At 66.8% G+C, this 19,529-nt stretch carries 18 protein-coding genes; 6 read left to right on the top strand and 12 right to left on the bottom strand.

Features of this window, described 5'->3' with window-relative positions; translation table 11 throughout:
• Window positions 1–7: 7 nt before the first annotated feature.
• From B3547_RS11445 to B3547_RS11435, 3 genes are read right to left on the bottom strand one after another with little or no spacing between them, the layout of a single operon-like run.
• Complete coding sequence (locus tag B3547_RS11445; RefSeq protein ID WP_292963197.1) at window positions 8–1,573, bottom strand: DHA2 family efflux MFS transporter permease subunit; 1,566 nt, start codon at window positions 1,571–1,573, stop codon at window positions 8–10.
• Window positions 1,573–2,670 carry an HlyD family secretion protein gene (locus B3547_RS11440; protein WP_292963194.1) on the bottom strand — a complete coding sequence of 366 codons (1,098 nt, stop codon included), beginning with the start codon at window positions 2,668–2,670 and terminating at the stop codon, window positions 1,573–1,575. The genes B3547_RS11445 and B3547_RS11440 overlap by 1 nt, the downstream gene beginning before the upstream one ends.
• On the bottom strand, window positions 2,663–3,112 hold the full coding sequence (locus B3547_RS11435; protein ID WP_124808239.1) for a MarR family winged helix-turn-helix transcriptional regulator: 450 nt from the start codon (window positions 3,110–3,112) through the stop codon (window positions 2,663–2,665). Before B3547_RS11435 ends, B3547_RS11440 begins: the two co-directional genes overlap by 8 nt.
• Window positions 3,113–3,233: 121 nt before the next feature.
• Here B3547_RS11435 and B3547_RS11430 point away from each other — a divergent pair, with 121 nt between their 5' ends.
• Window positions 3,234–3,845 carry a lysophospholipid acyltransferase family protein gene (locus tag B3547_RS11430; protein WP_194918746.1) on the top strand — a complete coding sequence of 204 codons (612 nt, stop codon included), beginning with the start codon at window positions 3,234–3,236 and terminating at the stop codon, window positions 3,843–3,845.
• A gap of 9 nt (window positions 3,846–3,854) precedes the next feature.
• Here B3547_RS11430 and B3547_RS11425 read toward each other — a convergent pair whose 3' ends face one another.
• Window positions 3,855–5,633 carry a bifunctional metallophosphatase/5'-nucleotidase gene (locus B3547_RS11425; RefSeq protein WP_125954061.1) on the bottom strand — a complete coding sequence of 593 codons (1,779 nt, stop codon included), beginning with the start codon at window positions 5,631–5,633 and terminating at the stop codon, window positions 3,855–3,857.
• 169 nt (window positions 5,634–5,802) lie between these two features.
• Between B3547_RS11425 and B3547_RS11420 the strand changes: the two genes are divergently transcribed.
• Complete coding sequence (locus B3547_RS11420) at window positions 5,803–6,438, top strand: TetR/AcrR family transcriptional regulator (RefSeq protein WP_292963190.1); 636 nt, start codon at window positions 5,803–5,805, stop codon at window positions 6,436–6,438.
• A 3-nt stretch (window positions 6,439–6,441) separates the two neighbouring features.
• On the opposite strand, the gene B3547_RS11415 is transcribed toward B3547_RS11420, so the two are convergent.
• The 5 genes from B3547_RS11415 to gluQRS all read right to left on the bottom strand — a co-directional run bounded on the left by B3547_RS11415 (window position 6,442) and on the right by gluQRS (window position 9,694).
• The gene (locus B3547_RS11415; protein ID WP_124808121.1) at window positions 6,442–6,789 is read right to left on the bottom strand and encodes a DMT family protein; all 348 of its coding nucleotides are present in this window, start codon (window positions 6,787–6,789) and stop codon (window positions 6,442–6,444) included.
• Between the two features lie 6 nt (window positions 6,790–6,795).
• Window positions 6,796–7,665, bottom strand: a complete 870-nt coding sequence (locus tag B3547_RS11410) for a 3-hydroxyacyl-CoA dehydrogenase family protein (RefSeq protein ID WP_124808120.1) — start codon at window positions 7,663–7,665, stop codon at window positions 6,796–6,798.
• A gap of 341 nt (window positions 7,666–8,006) precedes the next feature.
• Window positions 8,007–8,570 carry a cob(I)yrinic acid a,c-diamide adenosyltransferase gene (locus B3547_RS11405; protein WP_292963186.1) on the bottom strand — a complete coding sequence of 188 codons (564 nt, stop codon included), beginning with the start codon at window positions 8,568–8,570 and terminating at the stop codon, window positions 8,007–8,009.
• 36 nt (window positions 8,571–8,606) lie between these two features.
• Window positions 8,607–8,837, bottom strand: a complete 231-nt coding sequence (locus B3547_RS11400; RefSeq protein WP_124808118.1) for an HIG1 domain-containing protein — start codon at window positions 8,835–8,837, stop codon at window positions 8,607–8,609.
• On the bottom strand, window positions 8,834–9,694 hold the full coding sequence (gluQRS, locus tag B3547_RS11395; protein ID WP_292963183.1) for a tRNA glutamyl-Q(34) synthetase GluQRS: 861 nt from the start codon (window positions 9,692–9,694) through the stop codon (window positions 8,834–8,836). Before gluQRS ends, B3547_RS11400 begins: the two co-directional genes overlap by 4 nt.
• Before the next feature lie 470 nt (window positions 9,695–10,164).
• Between gluQRS and guaA the strand changes: the two genes are divergently transcribed.
• Both guaA and B3547_RS11385 read left to right on the top strand, forming a co-directional pair.
• Entirely contained in the window at window positions 10,165–11,724 is a 1,560-nt protein-coding gene (gene guaA, locus B3547_RS11390; protein ID WP_124808116.1) for a glutamine-hydrolyzing GMP synthase, read from the top strand.
• 7 nt (window positions 11,725–11,731) lie between these two features.
• A complete protein-coding gene (locus B3547_RS11385) occupies window positions 11,732–12,157 on the top strand; it encodes a GNAT family acetyltransferase (protein WP_292963180.1) in 426 nt (141 codons plus the stop codon).
• A gap of 4 nt (window positions 12,158–12,161) precedes the next feature.
• Here B3547_RS11385 and B3547_RS11380 read toward each other — a convergent pair whose 3' ends face one another.
• Complete coding sequence (locus B3547_RS11380) at window positions 12,162–12,998, bottom strand: DODA-type extradiol aromatic ring-opening family dioxygenase (protein ID WP_125954066.1); 837 nt, start codon at window positions 12,996–12,998, stop codon at window positions 12,162–12,164.
• Between the two features lie 284 nt (window positions 12,999–13,282).
• On the opposite strand from B3547_RS11380, the gene B3547_RS11375 reads away from it, so the two are divergent.
• The gene (locus tag B3547_RS11375; protein ID WP_292963177.1) at window positions 13,283–16,711 is read left to right on the top strand and encodes a glycosyltransferase; all 3,429 of its coding nucleotides are present in this window, start codon (window positions 13,283–13,285) and stop codon (window positions 16,709–16,711) included.
• Here B3547_RS11375 and B3547_RS11370 read toward each other — a convergent pair.
• Entirely contained in the window at window positions 16,667–17,980 is a 1,314-nt protein-coding gene (locus tag B3547_RS11370; RefSeq protein ID WP_124808112.1) for a HAMP domain-containing sensor histidine kinase, read from the bottom strand. The genes B3547_RS11375 and B3547_RS11370 overlap by 45 nt on opposite strands.
• Window positions 17,981–18,019: 39 nt before the next feature.
• Complete coding sequence (locus B3547_RS11365; RefSeq protein ID WP_124808111.1) at window positions 18,020–18,712, bottom strand: response regulator transcription factor; 693 nt, start codon at window positions 18,710–18,712, stop codon at window positions 18,020–18,022.
• An 82-nt stretch (window positions 18,713–18,794) separates the two neighbouring features.
• On the opposite strand from B3547_RS11365, the gene B3547_RS11360 reads away from it, so the two are divergent.
• Window positions 18,795–19,520, top strand: coding sequence for an AcvB/VirJ family lysyl-phosphatidylglycerol hydrolase (locus tag B3547_RS11360; protein ID WP_292963173.1), 726 nt, complete (start codon window positions 18,795–18,797; stop codon window positions 19,518–19,520).
• Window positions 19,521–19,529 lie beyond the last annotated feature (9 nt).

Raw genomic sequence — 19,529 nt, 5'->3', positions numbered from 1 at the left:
CCGTGGCTCAATGCCCCATGTCGGCGTCGGGCGGCGGCGCGCCGGGGGCCGGCTTGCCCGCGCGCAGGAAGAACAGGACCGGGATCGCCGACCAGCACGCGATGGCCATCATCAGGAAATCGTTGAGATAGCTGATCATCGCCGCCTGCTGGTTGACCAGCCCGTCGGCCACGCCCAGCGCGGCATCGCCGACCGGCCCGAACGTATCCAGGCGGTTGATGTCGAACGGCACGCTCATCGCGGTCAGCCGCGCGCCCAGCTCCGCGTGGTTGATCTGGATGTTGCGCGCCAGCAGCACCGTGCAGACCGCGATCCCGATCGACGATCCGATGTTGCGGAACAGGTTGGTCATCCCCGCGGCATCCGCGCGCAACTGCGGCGGCAGCGTGGCGAAAGCGATCAGGTTCATCGGAATGAACGTGAAGCTGAGGCCCAGCCCCTGCAACATCCCCGTCAGGAAGATCGGCCGCATCGGCATGTTCGGCGTCCAGCCCGCCATCAGCCACAGCGACCAGCCCGCCAGAAACAGCCCGATGGCCAGCGAAATGCGCGGATCGAACCGGTTGATGAACCGGCCGAACAGGGTGATCGACAGCAGCATGCCCAGGCCGCGCGGTGCCAGCAGCCAGCCCGCGTCGATCGCGGGAAAACCGTATATCCCCTGCAACAGCCCGGGCAGCAGCGCCAGCACCGCCATCATCACCATGCCGACCAGGAAGTAGAGCCCCAGACTGGCGACGTAGTTGCCATCGCGGAACAGCGCGGTCGGGAACAGCGGATGGTCCGCTGTCACCAGATGGACGATCGCCATCCAGAAGGCCACCGCAGCGATCACGGCATAGGCCACGATCTCGCCCGATCCGAACCAGTCCTTCTGCGCGCCGCGATCCAGCATCAGTTGCAGCGTCGAGACTGCCAGCGCGATCAGGACCCAGCCGAACACGTCGAAACGCCGTTCCCGGCGCGGCGTCTGCGGCAGCAGAGCCAGCAGCGCGATCACCGCGCAGATGCCGATCGGCACGTTGATGAAGAACACCCAGCGCCAGCTGACATTCTCGGTGATGTAGCCGCCCAGCACCGGGCCGGCGATCGGCCCCAGCATCACGCCTTGCGTGAAGATGCCCATCATGCGCGGCCGTTCCGCCGGCGTGCTGGTATCGAGCATGATCGTTTGCGCCAGCGGCGACAGGAACGCGCCGCCCAGCCCTTGCAACACCCGGAAGAACACGATCTGTTCCAGGCTCTGCGCCAGCCCGCACAGTATCGAAGCCGCCGTGAACATCACCACCGAGGAAATAAACACCCGGCGGATGCCGATCGTGTCGACCAGCCATCCGGCCAGCGGCAGCGTGACGGCGGAGGCCAGCACGTAGCTGGTCAGTACCCAGCTGATCGTTTCCTGCGTCGCCGAAAGCGAGGCCTGCATGTGCGGCAGCGCGACGTTGGCGATCGTGGTGTCGAGCATCTGCATGACCATCGCGGCCATGACCGCGAACAGCAGCGGCCCGCGATGCTTGACTACCAGCGGCGGCAGCTCCTCCCGCCGGGGTCCGGACGGCGCCGCCGCTGCCATCAGCGTTTGCCGACGTTGACCGACACCACCGCGCTCAATCCGGCGATGAGCGGCCGGGGCGATCTTTCATCGATGGCGATGCGCACCGGCACGCGCTGGATCACCTTGACCCAGTTGCCGGTGGCGTTCTGCGCGGGCAGGACCGAGAACTCCGACCCGGTGCCCGCGCCGATGCTGTCGACATGGCCCTTCAGCCGCAGCTTGGGATAGGCATCCAGCCGGATTTCCGCCGGCTGCCCCGGCCGCATACGATCGAGATCGGTTTCCTTGAAATTCGCTTCCACCCGCGCGCCATCGGCCCGCACCAGGCTGAGCATCGGCACGCCGGGGAACACCATCTGCCCGATCTGCAAGCGCGAAACCTGCGTGATCCGGCCATCGGCGGGCGCGCGGACCACCGTGCGCCGCAGATCGAGCGCGGCCTTGGCGTGCGACGCCTGCGCGGCGGCGATCGCCGGGTTGACGCCGGGCACCTGCGCGCCATCCGCCAGTTGCGCGCGCGCCTTGGCCACTTCGGCCTCGATCGCGACCAGCTTGTCCCGCGCGGTGGCAACCGCGTGCTCCGCCGCGTCCATGTTGGCGCGCGTGTTGAAGCCCCGGTCCATCAGCGCCTTGGCGCGATTGTAGTTCGCCTGCGCCAGAGCAAGGTCATCGCGCGCCGCGCCCAGATCGGCGGCGTTGGCGCCGACGTCCGCCTGCAGCGCGGTAACGTGCGCCTGTGCCGTGGCGATCTGCGCATCCGCCTGCCGGATCGCGACCTCGTAGGGCGAGGTATCGATGGTAAAAAGGATATCGCCCGCCTTCACGTCCTGGTTGTCGCGCACCCGGACCGAGGTGATGAGGCCGGTCACCTCCCCGGCGATCGAAACGACGTCCTGCTTGACGTAGGCATTGTCGGTTTCGACCGAACCGGCGTTGCCGAACCAGTACCACAGGCCACCGGCGACGATCAGCGCCGGCACCACGGTCAACAGCACGATCCTCACCCGCTTGAGCCGGGTTCGCGCGGTATGGCGGGCGGCGGAAGCCATCGCTTCCTGTCGCGATTCTACGTCGCTTTCGCCGGGCTTGCCCGGAAAGGGATCGGCTTCAGCCATGGCTCACCCTTGCAGCCGGGGCGCTATCCTCCGCGAGGTTGGCCCGAACACGTTCGAGCAAGCGCACCAGCATGTCCTGTTCATCCTGCGAAAAGCCCGTCAGCGCTTCGGCGAACACGCCTTGCGCGAACAGGGCCAGGTCATCGAGCAACGGCGCGGCTGCATCGGTCAGGAACAAGCGCCAGGCGCGGCGGTCTGCCGGATCAGGCCGGCGCTCCACCAGCCCCGCCTTTTCCAGCCGGTCGATCATCCGTCCGGCCGTGATCGCCTCCACCTCCAGCCACTGCGCCAGGGCGCCCTGGTTGATTCCGGGCGTGCGCTTCAGCGCGGCGAGCACGCGCCATTGCGGCCCCGTTACGCCCAGATCACGGCTGACAACGTCGAAACGCTTGCGGAAGAGACGCCCGACATCGGTGGAGAGGAAGGCAATGTTATTTTGCACGCCATGCCGATAATAGCCATGCTCATTATCGTCAAGCAGCAGACCGTCCCTGCGCGTCGACCGCATCTTTCTTCGACACGCCCCCTTTCCCGCGATAGGAAACCGCATCGGGGGAGAGGACATGCCAGACAACAGGGTGCGGGACCGGCGGCCGGGCCGCCTTTCACGGATCGTGCGGCGCGTGCTGCTGTGGTTCTATCGCCGCCAGGGCTGGAAGGCCGTGGGCACTCCGCCCGCCAGCCGGCGTTGCGTGATCATCGCGGCGCCGCACACGTCTAACTGGGATTTCGTCTATTTTCTGGGCCTTGTCGACGCCCTGGGCATCCGGGCGCATTTCATGGGCAAACGCAGCCTGTTCCGCTGGCCGCTGGGCGGCTTCATGCGCGACATGGGCGGCGTGGCCATCGACCGGTCATCCCGCAACAACATGGTCCAGGCGATGATCGACGAATTCGCCGCACGCGACGAATTCATGCTGACGATCGCCCCCGAAGGCACGCGCGGCGCGGTGCGGCAATGGCGCACGGGCTTCTATCACATCGCGCTGGGCGCGGGTGTTCCGCTGGTGTGCGGCCTGATGGACTATGGCACCAAGACCGGCGGGCTGGGTCCGGAGATCTGGCCCACCGGCGATTACCGCGCCGACATGGAGAAGGTGGCGGCCTTCTACCGCAGCGTCACGCCGCGCCACCCCGCAAAGGGGCTGACCGATTTCGGCAACCTGGACGACTGACGCCGCCGGTCAGCGCCCGACGGGCGCCGCGCGGACTTCCGCCGGCACCGTGCGCAAGGGCACCGCTTTCACCCAGCTCTCCAGCGCCTCCATGTCCGTGGGACCGGTCACCGCATCGGGCTTGCCGACGAAGCCCGAGAAGGTGTCGCCACCCAACGCCAGGAAGCCGTTCACGGTGACGCGATAGCGGGCCTTCAGGTCCAGCGGCTTGCCGTTGAACGTCATCGCCACGATGCGATCGCCGATCGGCCGGCTGCGGTCGAAGCGGAAGCTGAACCCGGCCGAGGGCGAGAGCACCTGCTCCGGCCCGTTGGTGTCGAAGCCCTGTTCCAGCGTCGCCTTGATCTCCGCGCCGGTCATCGTCTCGGTAACCACCTCGTTGCCGAACGGCTGCGTCTGATAGAGATCGCCGAACGTGACCGTTCCATCGGCGCCCGGCACGATCGGCGCGCGCAGGCCGAACGGGTTCATGAAGGCGATCTGCGCACCGGCGGATCGCGTGGCGGCGAGCTGGGCGTCGGCGATCAGGTTGCCCAGCGTGCCACCGAACGCGCTTTCGGCGCCGTCGCCGCGCGTCGCCGGGCCGGAGAGCTTGCCGATCGGGCGCGTGGTGAAGGCCTTGGACGCATCGACGTAGCGCTTCACGTATTCGAGAATGTCGGCCCGCGGCTGGAACTGCGGATAGAGCGTGGTATTTTCGCGCAAGCCGGTGGCCGAGGTATAGGGGATCGACTGCACGATGACGTTGTGCGCCTTCTTCGACACGACCTGGTGCCGCACCGGATCGATCTCCAGCGTAATGTCGGTCACTTCCTTGCCATAGACGCCCGCGCTGGTGAGCAGGATCGGTTTGGCCGGGTTGATCTTGCCGTAATCGCACACGTATTCCCAATGGGTGTGCCCGGAAACGACGAGGTCGACGCGGGTGTCCAGCCGGTCGAGGATCGGCTTGATATCGCCCACCAGATCATTGCAGCCATTGGGATCGGGCGTGCCCTTGGTCTTGCCGCCTTCGTGGATCAGCACGACGATGGCGTCCGCCCCCTGCGCCTTGAGCTGCGGAACCGCCGCGTTGATCGTGTCCGCCTCGTCGGCGAACGTGTAACCCCTGATGCCTTCAGGGCTGACAAGATCGACCGTGCCCTTCAACGTCAGGCCGATCACGCCGATCGTCACCTTGCGGCTGCCTTCGCCGAAGCTCTTGATGCCCGTGGCGGGAAACAGCGTCTTGCCGCTGGCATCCTTCGTGCTTGCCGCGAGATAGCGGAATGTGGCGCCGGTGAACGGTTCGAGCTGGCAGGGCTGCTTGGCCGTGAACTTCTCGCAGCCCCCGTCCTGCATCCGCCGCAGTTCGCGGGTGCCGCGATCGAATTCGTGGTTGCCCACCGCGTTGAAATCGACGCCGATGCGGTTCATCACGCCGATCGTCGGCTCGTCGAGATAGAGCGAGGAGGCTAGTTGCGAGGCCGAGATCATGTCGCCGGCCGAAACCGTCAGATGGTTCGGATATTTCGAGCGGATCGATTCCAGAGCCGAGGCGAACCACGCCGCGCCGCCAGCGGGAACCTGCATCGTTCCGCCCTTGCCGTCTGGCGCCAGCACGGACTGGCGCGGCGGTTCGAGGCTGCCGTGGAAATCGTTGAACGCGATGATGCCCACTTCGACCGGGCCGGCTTCGGTCACGGCGGGGCTGCCCGCGCCCGGACCGGTCGAAGCGATCGGACCGGCACAGGCGGAAAGCAATACGGAAACGGTCAGTGCGACCGCACCGCGCAGAACATACGTCATGGGACCCGAACCTGATTGTCTCTGTTGAAACGATGCAGCGCCTTAGCCGATCGCGATGACGCGATGAAGGCATTCCGCAATGCGGAGCGATTCGTTTTTGCGCGCAATTGAAACCGGTGGGGCGCGTCCCTAGAATCGGATAAAGAAACGCCGGGAGGAATCCAAAGCGATGGCCAGTGCCTCAGGAAACGCCGACGACCAGCGCGAACGCCTTGTCACCCTTGCCCGCGCCATCATCGAGGAGCGGGGCGGATCGGGGCTGACGATGCACGAACTGGCCGCGCGCGCCGGAATATCCCCCGCCGTGCTGGGCCGCTACTTCGACGGCAAGGACGCGCTGATGGAGGCGGTGGCCGAATTCTGGTTCCGCCCCAAGGTCGCCATCATGGAAGAAGTGCTTGCCAGCGATCTTCCGCCCCGACGCAAGATGTACGAATTCTTCGCGCGGCGCTTCGTGTCGATGCGCAAGGGGTATGATGCCGATCCCACCGCCTTCCGCATGTATGTGGAGATCGGCGAGGAACACTTCGAGCAAGTGCGCAGCTATGTCGATCTGGCCGATCACTATCTGGGCGTGATCATCGGAGAGGCGATGGGCGAAGGCTTTTTCCCCGGACTGGGCGTGGACGAAACCATCAGCCTGGTGAACCAGATGGTCGCGCCCTATTGCTCGATCCCCACCATGATCATGCTGATGGAGCGGCTGAGCGAGGAAAAGCTCGCGCGGATCATCGATGCGGTGTTCGATGGCCTTTCCGCGCAGGACCGGGGCGCCAAAGGGCTGACCGGGCTGCGCGCCGCCTGACGGCTACTTCCCGACGAACAGGAAGCCCACCGCCCCCATCAGGCAGGCGAAGGCGGCGAAATGGCGCCAGTGCAGCGGTTCGCCCAGCACGAACACCATGAACAGGCCGAACACCACCAGCGCGATCGCCTCCTGCACCACCTTGAGCTGCCCCGCGCTCCAGCCATGGGCATAGCCGATGCGGTTGGCCGGCACGGCAAGCGAATATTCAACCAGCGCCAGCCCCCACGAAATCGCGATGACCATCACCACCGGCCGCGCCTCGGCCACTTGCGGGCCGCCGCGCAGGTGCCAGTACCATGCCGTCGTCATGAACAGGTTGGACAGCGACAGCAGCAGGATCGTCTGCATGGCGGGTCAGCGAGTCGGCACGGGTTCCGCGCCCGCATAGTCGTAGAATCCGCGTCCGGTCTTGCGGCCGAGCCAGCCGGCCTCGACGTATTTCACCAGCAGTGGGGCGGGGCGGTACTTGGGATCGCCGGTCGAATGGAACAGCACGCGGCAGATTTCCAGGCAGGTATCGAGGCCAATGAAATCCGCCAGCTGCAAAGGCCCCATCGGGTGATTCAGCCCCAGCCGGCAACCCTTGTCGATATCCGCGACCGAAGCCGTGCCCGCGCCCAGCACGAACGCCGCCTCGTTCAGCATCGGCACCAGGATGCGGTTGACGACGAAGCCCGCCTCGTCCTCCGACTGCACGACCTGCTTGCCCAGCGTTTCGGCGAAGGCGCGCATCCGCGTCACCGTATCGGCGGACGTCGCCAGCCCCGGAATCACCTCGATCAACTGCATGACCGGCACCGGGTTGAAGAAGTGCAGACCAACGAAGCGCGCCGGATCAGGCGACGCGGCGGCCATGCGCGTGATCGGGATCGAGCTGGTGTTGCTCGCCATGATGGCGTTCGCGGCGAGCACTTTGCCGGCGCTTTCGAAAATGCGGCGCTTGATCTCCTCACGCTCGGTCGCGGCCTCGATGATCAGTTCCGCATCGGCCATGGGGGCATAATCCGCCACCGGCGTGATCAGCGCGACGGCGGCGTCCGCGGCGGCGGCGGTGATCTTTTCCTTTTCCACCAGCCGGGCCAGCGCCTTGGCGATACGGTCCTTCGCCTTTTCGGCGAGCGCGAGGTCCACGTCCGACAACAGCACCGGAATGCCGGCCTGCGCGACCACCTGGGTAATGCCGGAGCCCATCTGCCCCGCACCGATCACCGCGACTTTCTGCATGGCTGCCTTCTCCATAGCCGATGGAATGCGCCCTAGGGACAGGACCCGCTACTGGCGCGGTCGAGGCGTCCAAATGGCGAGCATATCGGGCCGAAAGGCGCGCGGCTAAGACTGGTTGCCTTTGCAAGCGCCTTTCGGTTCGAGATGGAAGCCATTTGGACGTCCCGCAGGGATTTGACCAAAATGGCCTGTTGCGGCGTCGAGACGGCTTGAAATATCGACATATTCCTGCGCCCTCTCTCCTTGCACCAGGCCATTTTGCTTCAAACCTCGACCGCGCCAGTAACGGGTCCTGTCCCTAGCTTCGCACCCGCAGCATGGCAACGCTCATGGCAACCGGGCTATGACCGGTTCGCGCCCGGCACCCACAGCGGGTCGGCGCCGGCGTTGAGCGCGCGGGCCAGCACGAACAGATAGTCCGACAGGCGGTTGAGATAGGCCAGCGCGGCCGGGTTGACCGGCTCTTCCGCCGCCAGCGCCACCCCGGCCCGCTCCGCGCGCCGCGCGATCGCGCGGGCCAGATGGACCCGTGCCGCGGCTTCGCTTCCGCCGGGCAGGATGAAGCTGGTCAGCGGCGGCAGGCCCTCGTTCAGCAGGTCGATCGCCTGTTCCAGCCACGCCACCTGCGCGGGCACGATGCGCAGGACCATTTCCGACGGGGTGAAGTCCTCGCCCGGCGTAGCCAGATCGGCGCCGAGATCGAACAGGTCGTTCTGGATGCGATGCAGGTCGCGCGCGGTTGCCTCCGGCGCGGCCACGGCGGCAAGGCCGATGGCGCTGTTCGCCTCGTCCACTTCGCCGATCGCGATCATGCGCGGATCGTGCTTGGCGCGGCGCGACCCATCGACCAGCCCCGTGGTGCCGTAATCGCCCGTGCGGGTGTAGATCTTGTTGAGTTTCACCATCGCTGCAAATCCGTTGCCGGCGGCTTCGTGACGGGATCAGCGCGAAGCGGCGAGCAGGATCACCACGACCAGAACCGCCAGCCCCTGATACTTGATGCGGTTGAACATCATCTTGTTCTGCAGGAGCTGCATTTCGGTCGCGCCTTGCTGGTCGCCGCGCTCCAGATCCTCGCGCGTGGACTTCAGGAAGGCGATGATGCCGCGCACCAGCGAGATGACCGCCATGGCCATCAGCACGATCAGCAGCGGGATCAGGACATACTTCATGGCGCTTGGTTTACGTATTCGGAGAGTGAAATACCAGTGTCAAAAAGGGCAGCGCGCAGATCGGCGGTCAGCGCGATGCCATCCTCCCCCGAAAGCCGGCGGTCCGTGAGCGAGGGCGCCCCCCGCCGCTTGGCCAGCTTGCGCCCGTCCGCTTCCACCAGCACGGGGTGGTGATGCCACACCGGCACGGGAAGACCGAGCAAGGCCTGCAACAGCCGGTGGACGTGAGTCGCCGCGAACAGGTCCGCCCCGCGCGTGACCACGGTGATCCCGTCGGCCGCATCGTCCACCGTCGCGGCAAGATGGTAGCTTGCCGGCGCATCCTTGCGCCACAGCACCACATCGCCGAACGCGCCGGGCCGCGCCTGCTGCGGCCCGCGCCGCTCGTCCAGCCAGGCGAGGTCGCCGGCGGCGGCCATGGCGCGCTCCATGTCGAGCCGCCAGGCCACATCAGGTCCGGGTTCGACCGGATGCTTCCGTCCTGTTCCCGGCCTGCATGTGCCGGGATAGACCGGGCCATCCGGACCCTGCTTTGTCGCCCGGGCGGCGATTTCGGCGCGCGTGCAGCGACAGGGATAGAGCAGCCCCGCCGCGCGCAGCGTGTCGGCCGCGGCGGCATAGGTGGCGATGCGCTGCGACTGGGGCAGGACTTCGCGCCACGCCAGTCCCAGCCAGGCAAGGTCGGCGCGAAACGCCGCCGCCAGTTCCGGGCGGCTGCGCGCGCCGTCGATATCCTCGATGCGCAGCAGGAACGCGCCCTGATCCCGCGCCGCGCGATCCTGCGCGACGATCGCGGCATAGGCATGCCCCAGGTGGAGCGGGCCGTTGGGGCTGGGGGCGAAGCGGGTGACGGTCACACCCCGCTGGTGTCCGCGTGCGGGCGGTTTCGTCAAGCATTGACGGCAAAGGCCGGCGCTTGCCCCTCAAACGAATCGCGCACAAACAAAACGGCCGCCCCACCGGGGCAGCCGCTTTTGTCGGTAGCGCTGTGTTGGCTGTGCCGTGGGCTCAGGCGAGCGTGACGGTGAACATCATTCCGCTGAGGCCAGCGGCAAGGATGATCGGCAGCGCGTAAGTCGCAAAGCTGCGCATGGTATACCTCCTGTTATGGTGTACCTTCGCAGACATCCTCTCGGTTTCGAGGAAGCGCCGGCAGGGTGGGCTGGAGCTTTTTCGAACCGAGGCGCGCAATACGCCAATTGACGTATGCTGCAAGTGCGAAGCAAGCACCCATGATTGCATGTAACGCAACTGTAATAATCGCGAACAATCGCTTTGAGGGACGCGACGGCTGGACAGAAACCGGCCCTCCCCTTATCGGCCTGCCATGAGCATCGAGCCTTCCGAATCCATCCTCATCGTCGATTTCGGCAGCCAGGTCACGCAGCTGATCGCCCGGCGCGTGCGCGAAGCCGGGGTCTATTCCGAAATCGCGCCTTTCACGCAGGCCGAAGCCGCGTTCCAGCGGATGAAGCCCAAGGGCATCATCCTTTCGGGATCGCCCGCCAGCGTGCCCGCCGATGGCTCCCCCCGCGCGCCGCAGGTGCTGTTCGACAGCGGCTTGCCGATCCTGGGCATCTGCTATGGCCAGCAGGTCATGAGCCACCAGCTCGGCGGCACGGTGGAGCCCGGTGATTCCGGCGAATTCGGCCGCGCCTTCCTGACCGTGACAGAACCCTGCGTGCTGTTCGACGGGCTGTGGCAGACGGGCGAGCGCCATCAGGTGTGGATGAGCCATGGCGACAAGGTGACGCAGTTCGCGCCCGGCTTCCGCATCGTCGCCGTATCGGACGGCGCGCCCTTCGCGGTGATCGCCAACGACGAGAAGAAGTACTACGGCACGCAATTCCACCCCGAAGTGGTCCACACGCCCGATGGCGGCAAGCTGATCGCCAATTTCGTGCGCCACGTCTGCGGCTGCGCCGGCGACTGGACCATGGCGGAATTCCGCAAGACCAAGATCGCCGAAATCCGCGAACAGGTGGGCGATGCCCGGGTGATCTGCGGCCTTTCCGGCGGCGTCGATTCGGCGGTGGCCGCCGTGCTGATCCACGAGGCGATCGGCGATCAGCTTACCTGCGTGTTCGTCGACCACGGCCTGATGCGGCTGGGCGAGGCCGAACAGGTCGTGAGCCTGTTCCGCAACGCCTATCACATCCCGCTGGTCCACGTGGATGCCTCCACGCTGTTCCTCAAGGGGCTCGAAGGCGTGACCGACCCCGAGGCCAAGCGCAAGTTCATCGGCAAGACCTTCATCGACGTGTTCGAGGCCGAGGCGAAGAAAGTCGGTGGCGCCGATTTCCTGGCGCAGGGCACGCTCTATCCCGACGTGATCGAAAGCGTCAGCTTCACCGGCGGTCCTTCGGTGACGATCAAGAGCCACCACAACGTGGGCGGCCTGCCCGAACGCATGAACATGCAGCTGGTCGAACCCTTGCGGGAGCTGTTCAAGGACGAAGTCCGCGCGCTGGGCCGCGAACTGGGCCTGCCCGAGATCTTCGTGGGCCGCCATCCGTTCCCCGGCCCGGGCCTGGCCATCCGCATCCCCGGCGAAGTGACGCGCGACCGTTGCGACATCCTGCGCAAGGCCGATGCGATCTACCTCGAGGAAATCCGCAACGCCGGCCTCTATGACGCGATCTGGCAGGCCTTCGCGGTGCTGCTGCCGGTCAAGACCGTGGGCGTGATGGGCGATTTCCGCACCTACGACAGCGTCTGCGGGCTGCGCGCGGTGACCTCCACCGACGGCATGACCGCGGACATCTACCCGTTCGATGCCGCCTTCCTCAGCCGCGTGGCGACGCGCATCGTCAACGAAGTGAAGGGCATCAACCGCGTGGTCTATGACTACACCAGCAAGCCGCCCGGCACGATCGAGTGGGAATGATCGGCTTATGCCGATAACGCTGCGCGAAGCCACGACCGAGGATCGCGATCCGGTGATCGCGCTGTGGCGCGCCGCCGGCCTGACGCGTCCGTGGAACGATCCCGAGGCGGATTACCGACTGGCGCTGGAAAACGAGGCGTCGACGGTGCTGGTGGCCGAGGACGGCGGGGATACGCTCGCCGGTGCGGTCATGGTCGGGTTCGACGGGCACCGGGGCTGGGTCTACTATCTGGGCGTCGTGCCCGGTCGGCAGCAGCAGGGCATCGGCCGAAGCCTCATGACGGCCGCCGAAGCCTGGCTGCAGGCGCGCGATTGCCCCAAGATCATGTTCATGGTCCGCACCGACAACCTGCCCACCCGCGCCTTCTATGCCGCGCTGGGGTACGAGGATCAGGCGGTGGTGACGATGGGCCGGCGGCTCGACGGGCGCTGACCGCTCACGCCGCCAGCCGGTCGAACCCGCTGGCGCTGCGGTCCTGCCCGAAGCGATAGGCCGACGCGGTGATGCCACCGCGCAGATCGTTCTGCGAATAGATGCAGATGGCCGGATCGCTGCCCGCCGCACCAACGGCGACCATCAGCGGGATCAGGTGATCCTCGCGCGGGTGGGCGATCCGCGCGGAAGGCGCGGCATCCCACTGCTCCAGCGCCCGCGCGCGGTCCTCCGGCGCCAGGTCGATCAGGGCATGGCGCAGCCAGGCGTCGAACTGCGCGGAAGGCGCCGACGCGCGTGCATCGAACATGCGAAGGTTGTGATAGGACAAGCCCGAGCCGATGATCAGCACGCCCTCCGCGCGCAGCGGGGCGAGCGCGCGCCCCAGCGCCAGATGCGCGGCCGGGTCATACCCTTCCTTCATCGACAGGCTTACGACCGGCACTTGCGCATCGGGATAGATCGGCTGGAGCATCGAGAACGTGCCATGATCGAACCCGCGCGTCGGATCGGCGTTCATCGCGATGCCGGCCTGCGCCGCCAGCTCCCGCACGCGCTCCGCCAGCGCGGGCGATCCGGGCGCGGGATAGCGGATGTGGTAGGTGTGCTCGGGAAAGCCGAAATAGTCATAGACCATCCCCGGCTGCGCGGCGCTGGAAACGGTGAAATCCGCTTCTTCCCAATGCCCGGAAATCGCCAGGACGGCCTTGGGCGGTTCGGGCAACTGCCCGGGCAGGGCCTTGAGCGAGGCTTCGAGCCAATCGAAATCGCGCCGGAACGGGCCTTCCAGCCATGGCCAGGGGCCGCCGCCGTGGGACAGGAAATAGACGGGCTGCAACATGATCTCACCTTCTGCTGGCGCCCGGTTTAAGCGCACGGACGCCGGCGGGACAGTGCTCAAATGCCATTGATGATGTTCGGAAATCCGGAACAGGCCCTCCATGGCCAAAACGTAATGTTTTGCTCACGCCACCGTTGCGTGCGCCAGCCTAGAAAACAGCCCGGCGGCAAGGCAGTTGTCGATGGATCGCAACGTGACGGTCCCCTGTTCCGATACATTCTCCAACTGCCTTGCCGTCACCGGCCGCGCGCCAGATGGCGCGAGGCCAGAACCGGGGAATGCTGGTGTCACGTCCAATCTTTTTCGATCCGACTGGCCGCCGCCGCCGCTGGACGCGCCGCGGCGCCTTCGCGATTCTGGCGCTCCTGCTGGCCGTCTGCGCGATTTTCGCGACGACCGTGGCGACCGTCAGCGCCCCTTCCCCCCTGCCGTTCGGGACCGAACGCACCGCACCGCTGCCCCTGAAGGCGCAGGTCAGCCGTCTCTCCCACCGGATCGAGCGCCTGTTCGGTCACAATCCCGCGCCCGCGCGCAAGCCCGGCGCGCCGCTGACTGTTGGTTTCTACACGTCGTGGACCGATGACAGCGCCGATACGCTGGCGCACCACGCCGGCGAGCTCGACTGGGTGGCGCCCACGCTGATGTCGATCGACCAGGCCGGCAATCTCCATGCCAACGACGATGCCCGGATGCGCCGCGTCCTCGCCGCCGCGATTCACCGCCCCCTGGTCGTTCCGGTACTGCAGAACGCCAGCAACGGCACATGGGACGGCGCGGGCACTGCCCGCGCGCTGGCCAACCCGGCCCGCCGCGCCGCGCTGGTGCAGGGCGTCGACCAATTCCTCGACAAGACCGGCGACGGCGGGGTGATGGTCGATTTCGAGAACATGCCGGAAGGCAGCCTGGGGCTGCTCCGCCAGTTCGTGGCCGATTTGCACGCGCGGCTTGCACCGAAACACCGGGTGGTATCGGTGACCATGCCGGTCGACGATCCGGCCTGGTCCACGCGCGCCTTCGCGCAAGTGGCCGACAAGGTCGTGCTCATGGCCTATGACGAGCACTGGCAGGGTGGAGAACCCGGCCCGATCGCCTCGAACGGCTGGTTCACGGCGCACCTCGCCGATTCGCTGAAAGGCGTGGCCGCCAGCAAGATCATCGTCGCGCTGGGCAACTATGCCTACGACTGGCACGAAGGCCATGCCGACAGCCTCACGGTGGAGGAAGCCTGGCTTTCCGCACACGACAGCGGGGCAACGCCCACCTGGGACAAGGCAAGCGGAAACCCCGGTTTCGCCTATACCGACAACGGCGTGCGCCATGACGTGTGGCTGCTCGATGCCGCCGCCAGCTGGAACCAGATGCAGGTGCTTTCGCGCATGGGCATCAATTCGGTCGCGCTGTGGCGGCTGGGCTCGGAAGATCCGGGATTCTGGAACACGCTCAAGAGCTGGAACGCCGGCGCCCGGGCCGGGCGTGCGGCCGGCGCGCGGCCCGACCTTGGCCACATCAGCGAATCGACCAATGCCGATGTCGAGGACAATGGCGAAATCCTGCGCATCGACGCGACGCCGACGCCCGGCCAGCGCGCCGTTTCGTTCGATCCGCGCTCGAACCTGATCACTGGCGAACAGTATGTGACGCTGCCCACACCCTATGTCGTGCGCCGCACCGGCGACCGGCCCAAGCTGGTGGCGCTGACCTTCGACGACGGCCCCGATCCGGTCTGGACGCCGCAAATCCTCTCCGTGCTGGAACAGTACCATGTCCCCGGCACGTTCTTCGTGATCGGCGAAAACGGCGTGGGCAACCGGGGGCTGCTGCGCCGCCTTGTTGCCGAAGGCAACGAGATCGGCAACCACAGCTACACCCATCCGAACATGGCGGACGAGAGCGATACCGGCATCAAGCTGGAGCTCAACGCCACGCAGCGCCTGATCGAAGCCTATACCGGCCGTTCCACCCGCCTGTTCCGCGCGCCCTATTTCGGCGATGCCGAACCGACCACGACCGACGAACTGGGGCCGGCACTGGTAGCGCAGCAACAGGGCTATACCATCGTCGGCCTCCACGCCGATCCGGGCGACTGGGTCAAGGGCCGCAGCGCCGACGAGATCGTGCAGCGCACGCTCGATGCCGTGCGCAACGGCAACGGCGATCGTTCCGCCAACGTAATCCTGCTGCACGATGGCGGCGGCAACCGGGCGGAAACGGTGAAGGCGCTGCCGCGCATCATCGCCACGCTGCAGGCCGAAGGCTACCGCTTCGTGCCGGTATCGACGCTGGCCGGCCTGACCCGCGACGACGTGATGCCGCAGGTTTCCGGGCTGGATCTGCTGGCCGTGCGCGCCGACGTGGCGATCTTCTCGAGCCTGGCGGCGGCGATCGACGGTCTGGACTGGATCTTCTTCTTCGCCATCGCGCTCGGCATGGCGCGGGCGATCAGCATGACCGCGCTGGCCCTGTTCCCCGAACGCCGCCTGGGCCTGTCGCGCGATTCCACCTATCGCCCGCTGGTGAGCGTGATCATCCCCGCCTACAACGAGGAGCGAGTGATCGAGGCGTCGGTCCACCGCATTCTCGCCAGCGACTATCCGCACATGGAAGTGATCGTGGCGGACGACGGATCGAAGGACCGCACCAGCCCGATCGTGTCGGCCGCATTCGGCAACGAACCGCGCGTGCGACTGATGACCATGGCCAACGGCGGCAAGGCCTCGGCGCTCAACCGGGCGCTGGCGCAGGCCAGTGGCGAGATCATCGTCGCGCTCGACGCCGATACGCAGTTCGAGCCGCAGACGATCAGCAAACTGGTGCGCTGGTTCGAACTCGATCACATCGGCGCGGTCGCGGGCAATGCCAAGGTCGGCAACCGGGTGAACATCGTCACGCGCTGGCAGGCCGTGGAATACGTCACCGCGCAGAACATCGAACGCCGCGCGCTGACCCGGTTCGACGCGATCATGGTGGTGCCCGGCGCGGTCGGCGCCTGGCGGCGCAGCGCGCTGGAGGACATCGGCGGCTATCCCGAAGACACGCTGGCCGAGGACCAGGACCTGACCATCGCCATCCAGCGCAAGGGCTGGAAGATCGCCTACGACGAGGACGCGGTGGCGTGGACCGAAGCACCCGAAACGCTGCGCGCGCTGGGCAAGCAGCGTTTCCGCTGGGCTTTTGGCACGCTCCAGTGCCTGTGGAAGCACCGCGCCATCCTGCGCGAGCGGCACCCCAGCGGCCTTGCCTTCGTGGGCATGCCGCAGGCCTGGCTGTTCCAGATCCTGTTCGCGCTGATTTCGCCGCTGATCGATCTGGCGCTCGGCATCTCGATCGTGGGAACGATCGTGCGCGTGATGCAGCACGGCTGGGACCAGACGCAGACCGACGTGTTGCGCATGGGCATCTACTGGATCGGCTTTACCACTGTGGACCTGCTGTGCGGCTGGATCGCCTATCGCCTCGACGTGCGCGAAAAGCGGTTCCCGGCGCTGCTGCTGCTGACGCAACGCTTCGTCTATCGCCAATTGATGTATGGCGTGGTGATCCGCGCGGTGGGCGCGGCGACGGCGGGGCTGGGGATCGGCTGGGGCAAGCTGGAACGGACTGGCCGCGTCAGCGTCGCCCCGTCGGCCACCGCTGCCGCTCCGGCCCCGGCCACTCCGCCCGAAGCGCCTTCAGCGCGGGAGCCGCAGGGTAGCCACGAGCCCGCGCTCACCTGACAGCACCAGTTCGCCGCCATGGAGCCGCGCGACGGCGGCGACCATGGCGAGCCCCAGCCCGCCCCCGGTGCGCGTGCGTGCGTTGTCGAGCCGCACGAACCGTTCGACCACGCGCGCCCGGTCCTGCTCGGGAATGCCGGGGCCATCGTCGCTGACGATGATCTCGCCCCAGCCTTCGGCCGCGCGCGTGGCCACGGTGATGGTGGAGCCGCCATATTTCAGCGCGTTGTCGATCAGATTGGCCAGCGCGCGGGACAGGAATTCGCGATCGGCCGGCACGGTGACGCTGCGCGCATCGGCACACAGCGTCACGCCCGATTGTTCCGCCAGCGGTTCGTAGAGTTCGACCAGATCCTCGGCCACGGCGGCCAGATCCAGCGGCACGCGCCGATCCTGGATGGCGCCGCCTTCCAGCCGGCTGATCTCCAGCGCGTTTTCCAGCATCGACCGCAAGGCATCGGCATCCGCCCGCGCCGCCTGCAGCGCGTCCGCCGCGCCGGGTTCGTCAACGCGCGCCAGAGCCGTGTCGATCGCCGCCGACAGCCGGGTGACGGGGGAGCGCAGGTCGTGCGCCAGCGCGCCGGAAATGGCGCTTAGCTGCGAAACCAGTTCGTCGATCCGTTCGGCCATCAGGTTCATCTGCAGGCGCAGGTGATCGAAGCCGTCCCCCGTATCCCGCGTCGACAGGCGCGCGCCGAAATTGCCGGAAGCCAGTTCCGCCGCGGTGTCGGCGATCTCATGCGTGCGCTGGCTGATCACGAAACCGAGCAGCAGCGCGCTCACGGTGGCAAGGGCTACGGCGATGACGACGGTAAGGCCGATTGCGGCCGCGAAGGCCAGCGTGAAGCGCCGCTCGACCGCGCCGAGCACGCCGACGACCAGCGTATCGCCGCCAGGCAGGCTGCTGGCTATCGCCATCCCCTCCGTTTCGGGCAGGCTGGGGCCGCGATGGATGTGCACGATGTGCGGCTGCGCCGACACCGAAATCGAGGGCACGCGCGACAGGTTGTTGAGGATCGTCGGCCCGTGCCCCGAAAGCGCGATGAACACCGTGGGGTCCGCCGCGCTGCCGCGCTTGGCGTTGATGAAATTGGCCAGTTCGTCGCGGCCGCCGTCGTAATAGGCGGTCAGCAGATCGTCGCGCAGATCGGTCACCTGCCGCACGCGATCGCTGCGCACCACCTCGAGCATCTCGGTGCGCAGGAAGAAGATCGCCGCCATGCTGGACAGGAGTTGCAGCACGAACACGGCGGCAACCAGCCGCATCATGGTTGGAGAAGGGCGCCGCCGGGCCGACATCGGGTCCGCTCAGTCCAGCGCCAGCCGGTATCCCGCACCGCGCACCGTGTGGAACAGCGGCTGATCCTCCCCGTCGTCGATCTTGCGTCGAAGCCGGCTGATATGCACGTCGATGACGTTGGTGCCGGGATCGAAGTGATAGTCCCACACCGCCTCCAGCAGCATGGTCCGCGTCACCACCTCGCCCTGGTGCAGCAGCATGTACTCCAGCAAGCGGAATTCGCGCGGCTGCAACGCGATCTTGCGCGTTCCCCGGCGCACCTGCCGGGTGAGCCGATCCAGTTCGAGATCGCTGCACCGCAATGTCGTTTCCTGCGCCGGCTTCTGCGCCGTTCCGCCACCACGCCGGATCAGCGCCTGCACGCGTGCCAGCAGTTCGGCGAAGGAAAACGGTTTGCCAAGGTAGTCGTCCGCGCCCGCCGTCAGCCCCGCGATCCGGTCGTCGGTGCTGCCAAGCGCCGACAGGATGATCACCGGCGTCCGCACTTCGGCCGCACGCAGCGCCTTTAGCACGGAAAGGCCATCCATCCCCGGCAGCATCCGGTCCAGCACCACCACGTCAAACTGGCTGTCGGTGGCCAGGAAAAGACCATCGCGCCCGGTTGTGGCGCGATCAACCGTAAAACCTTCCTCATCCAGTCCCCGCGCGATGTAATCGCCGATCTGGGGATCATCTTCGACCAGCAGGATACGTCCAGCCACAAACCCGTTCCATGACAGTTGATGACAGCGTGTTAATGCTTTCCCCACGCGCGGGATAGAGGGCAGCGGGTATCTGGAGCAAATGGCCGATAGCTCTTTGGGTCGCAAATTGCTGGGCTGGGCAGCCGTCCTCCCCATCGTCGCCGTGGCGGCGGTCGGGGCGGGCGGTTGCTTCCTGCGCGATCCGACGCGCTTTCAACCCGCCGCGCGATTCGTTACCGGCCGCCCGGTCGCCGTCTATTTCGCCGGGACGGCCGGGCTGCTGCCGATGGGCGACGAGCCCGACATAGCAACGGCCCTGCGACGCCAGGGCGTGCCCGTGCTGAGGGTGGACACCCCCTCCCTGTTCGTGGGCGACAAGGACCGGGCCTATGTCGATCAACTGGTGGATGACAGCATTCGCAAGGCGCTGTCCGCCAGCGGCGCCGAACACGTCGCGCTGATCGGCTTCACGTTCGGCGCGGACATTCTCGACACCGGACTGGGCGCGGTTCCGCCCGATCTGCGGCATCGCATTTCGTCCGTGGTGCTGATCCGCCCCGATCCCACGGTCCATTTCCACGCAGGGCCGGCGTGGCTGCGGCTGCACGACGTGCCCGACAGCGATCCGCATCGCACCCTGCGCCTGCTGCGTGGTCTCAGCGTCACCTGCATTCAGGCGGATAGCGACAACCTGTGCGCCTCGCCGGGGCTGGAAGGCATGCGGCGCGTGTCGTTAGCCGGCCCCCGCCCGGCATTCTGGCAGAAGCGCGATCTCACCGCGGCGGCCATGCATGCGGTCCTGTTTCCGGCAGGGGTGATGCAATGAGGGGGCGCT

Source organism: Novosphingobium sp. UBA1939 (genome assembly GCF_002336885.1).
GTDB lineage: Bacteria > Pseudomonadota > Alphaproteobacteria > Sphingomonadales > Sphingomonadaceae > Novosphingobium.
This window is presented reverse-complemented; position numbering and strand designations above follow the sequence as displayed.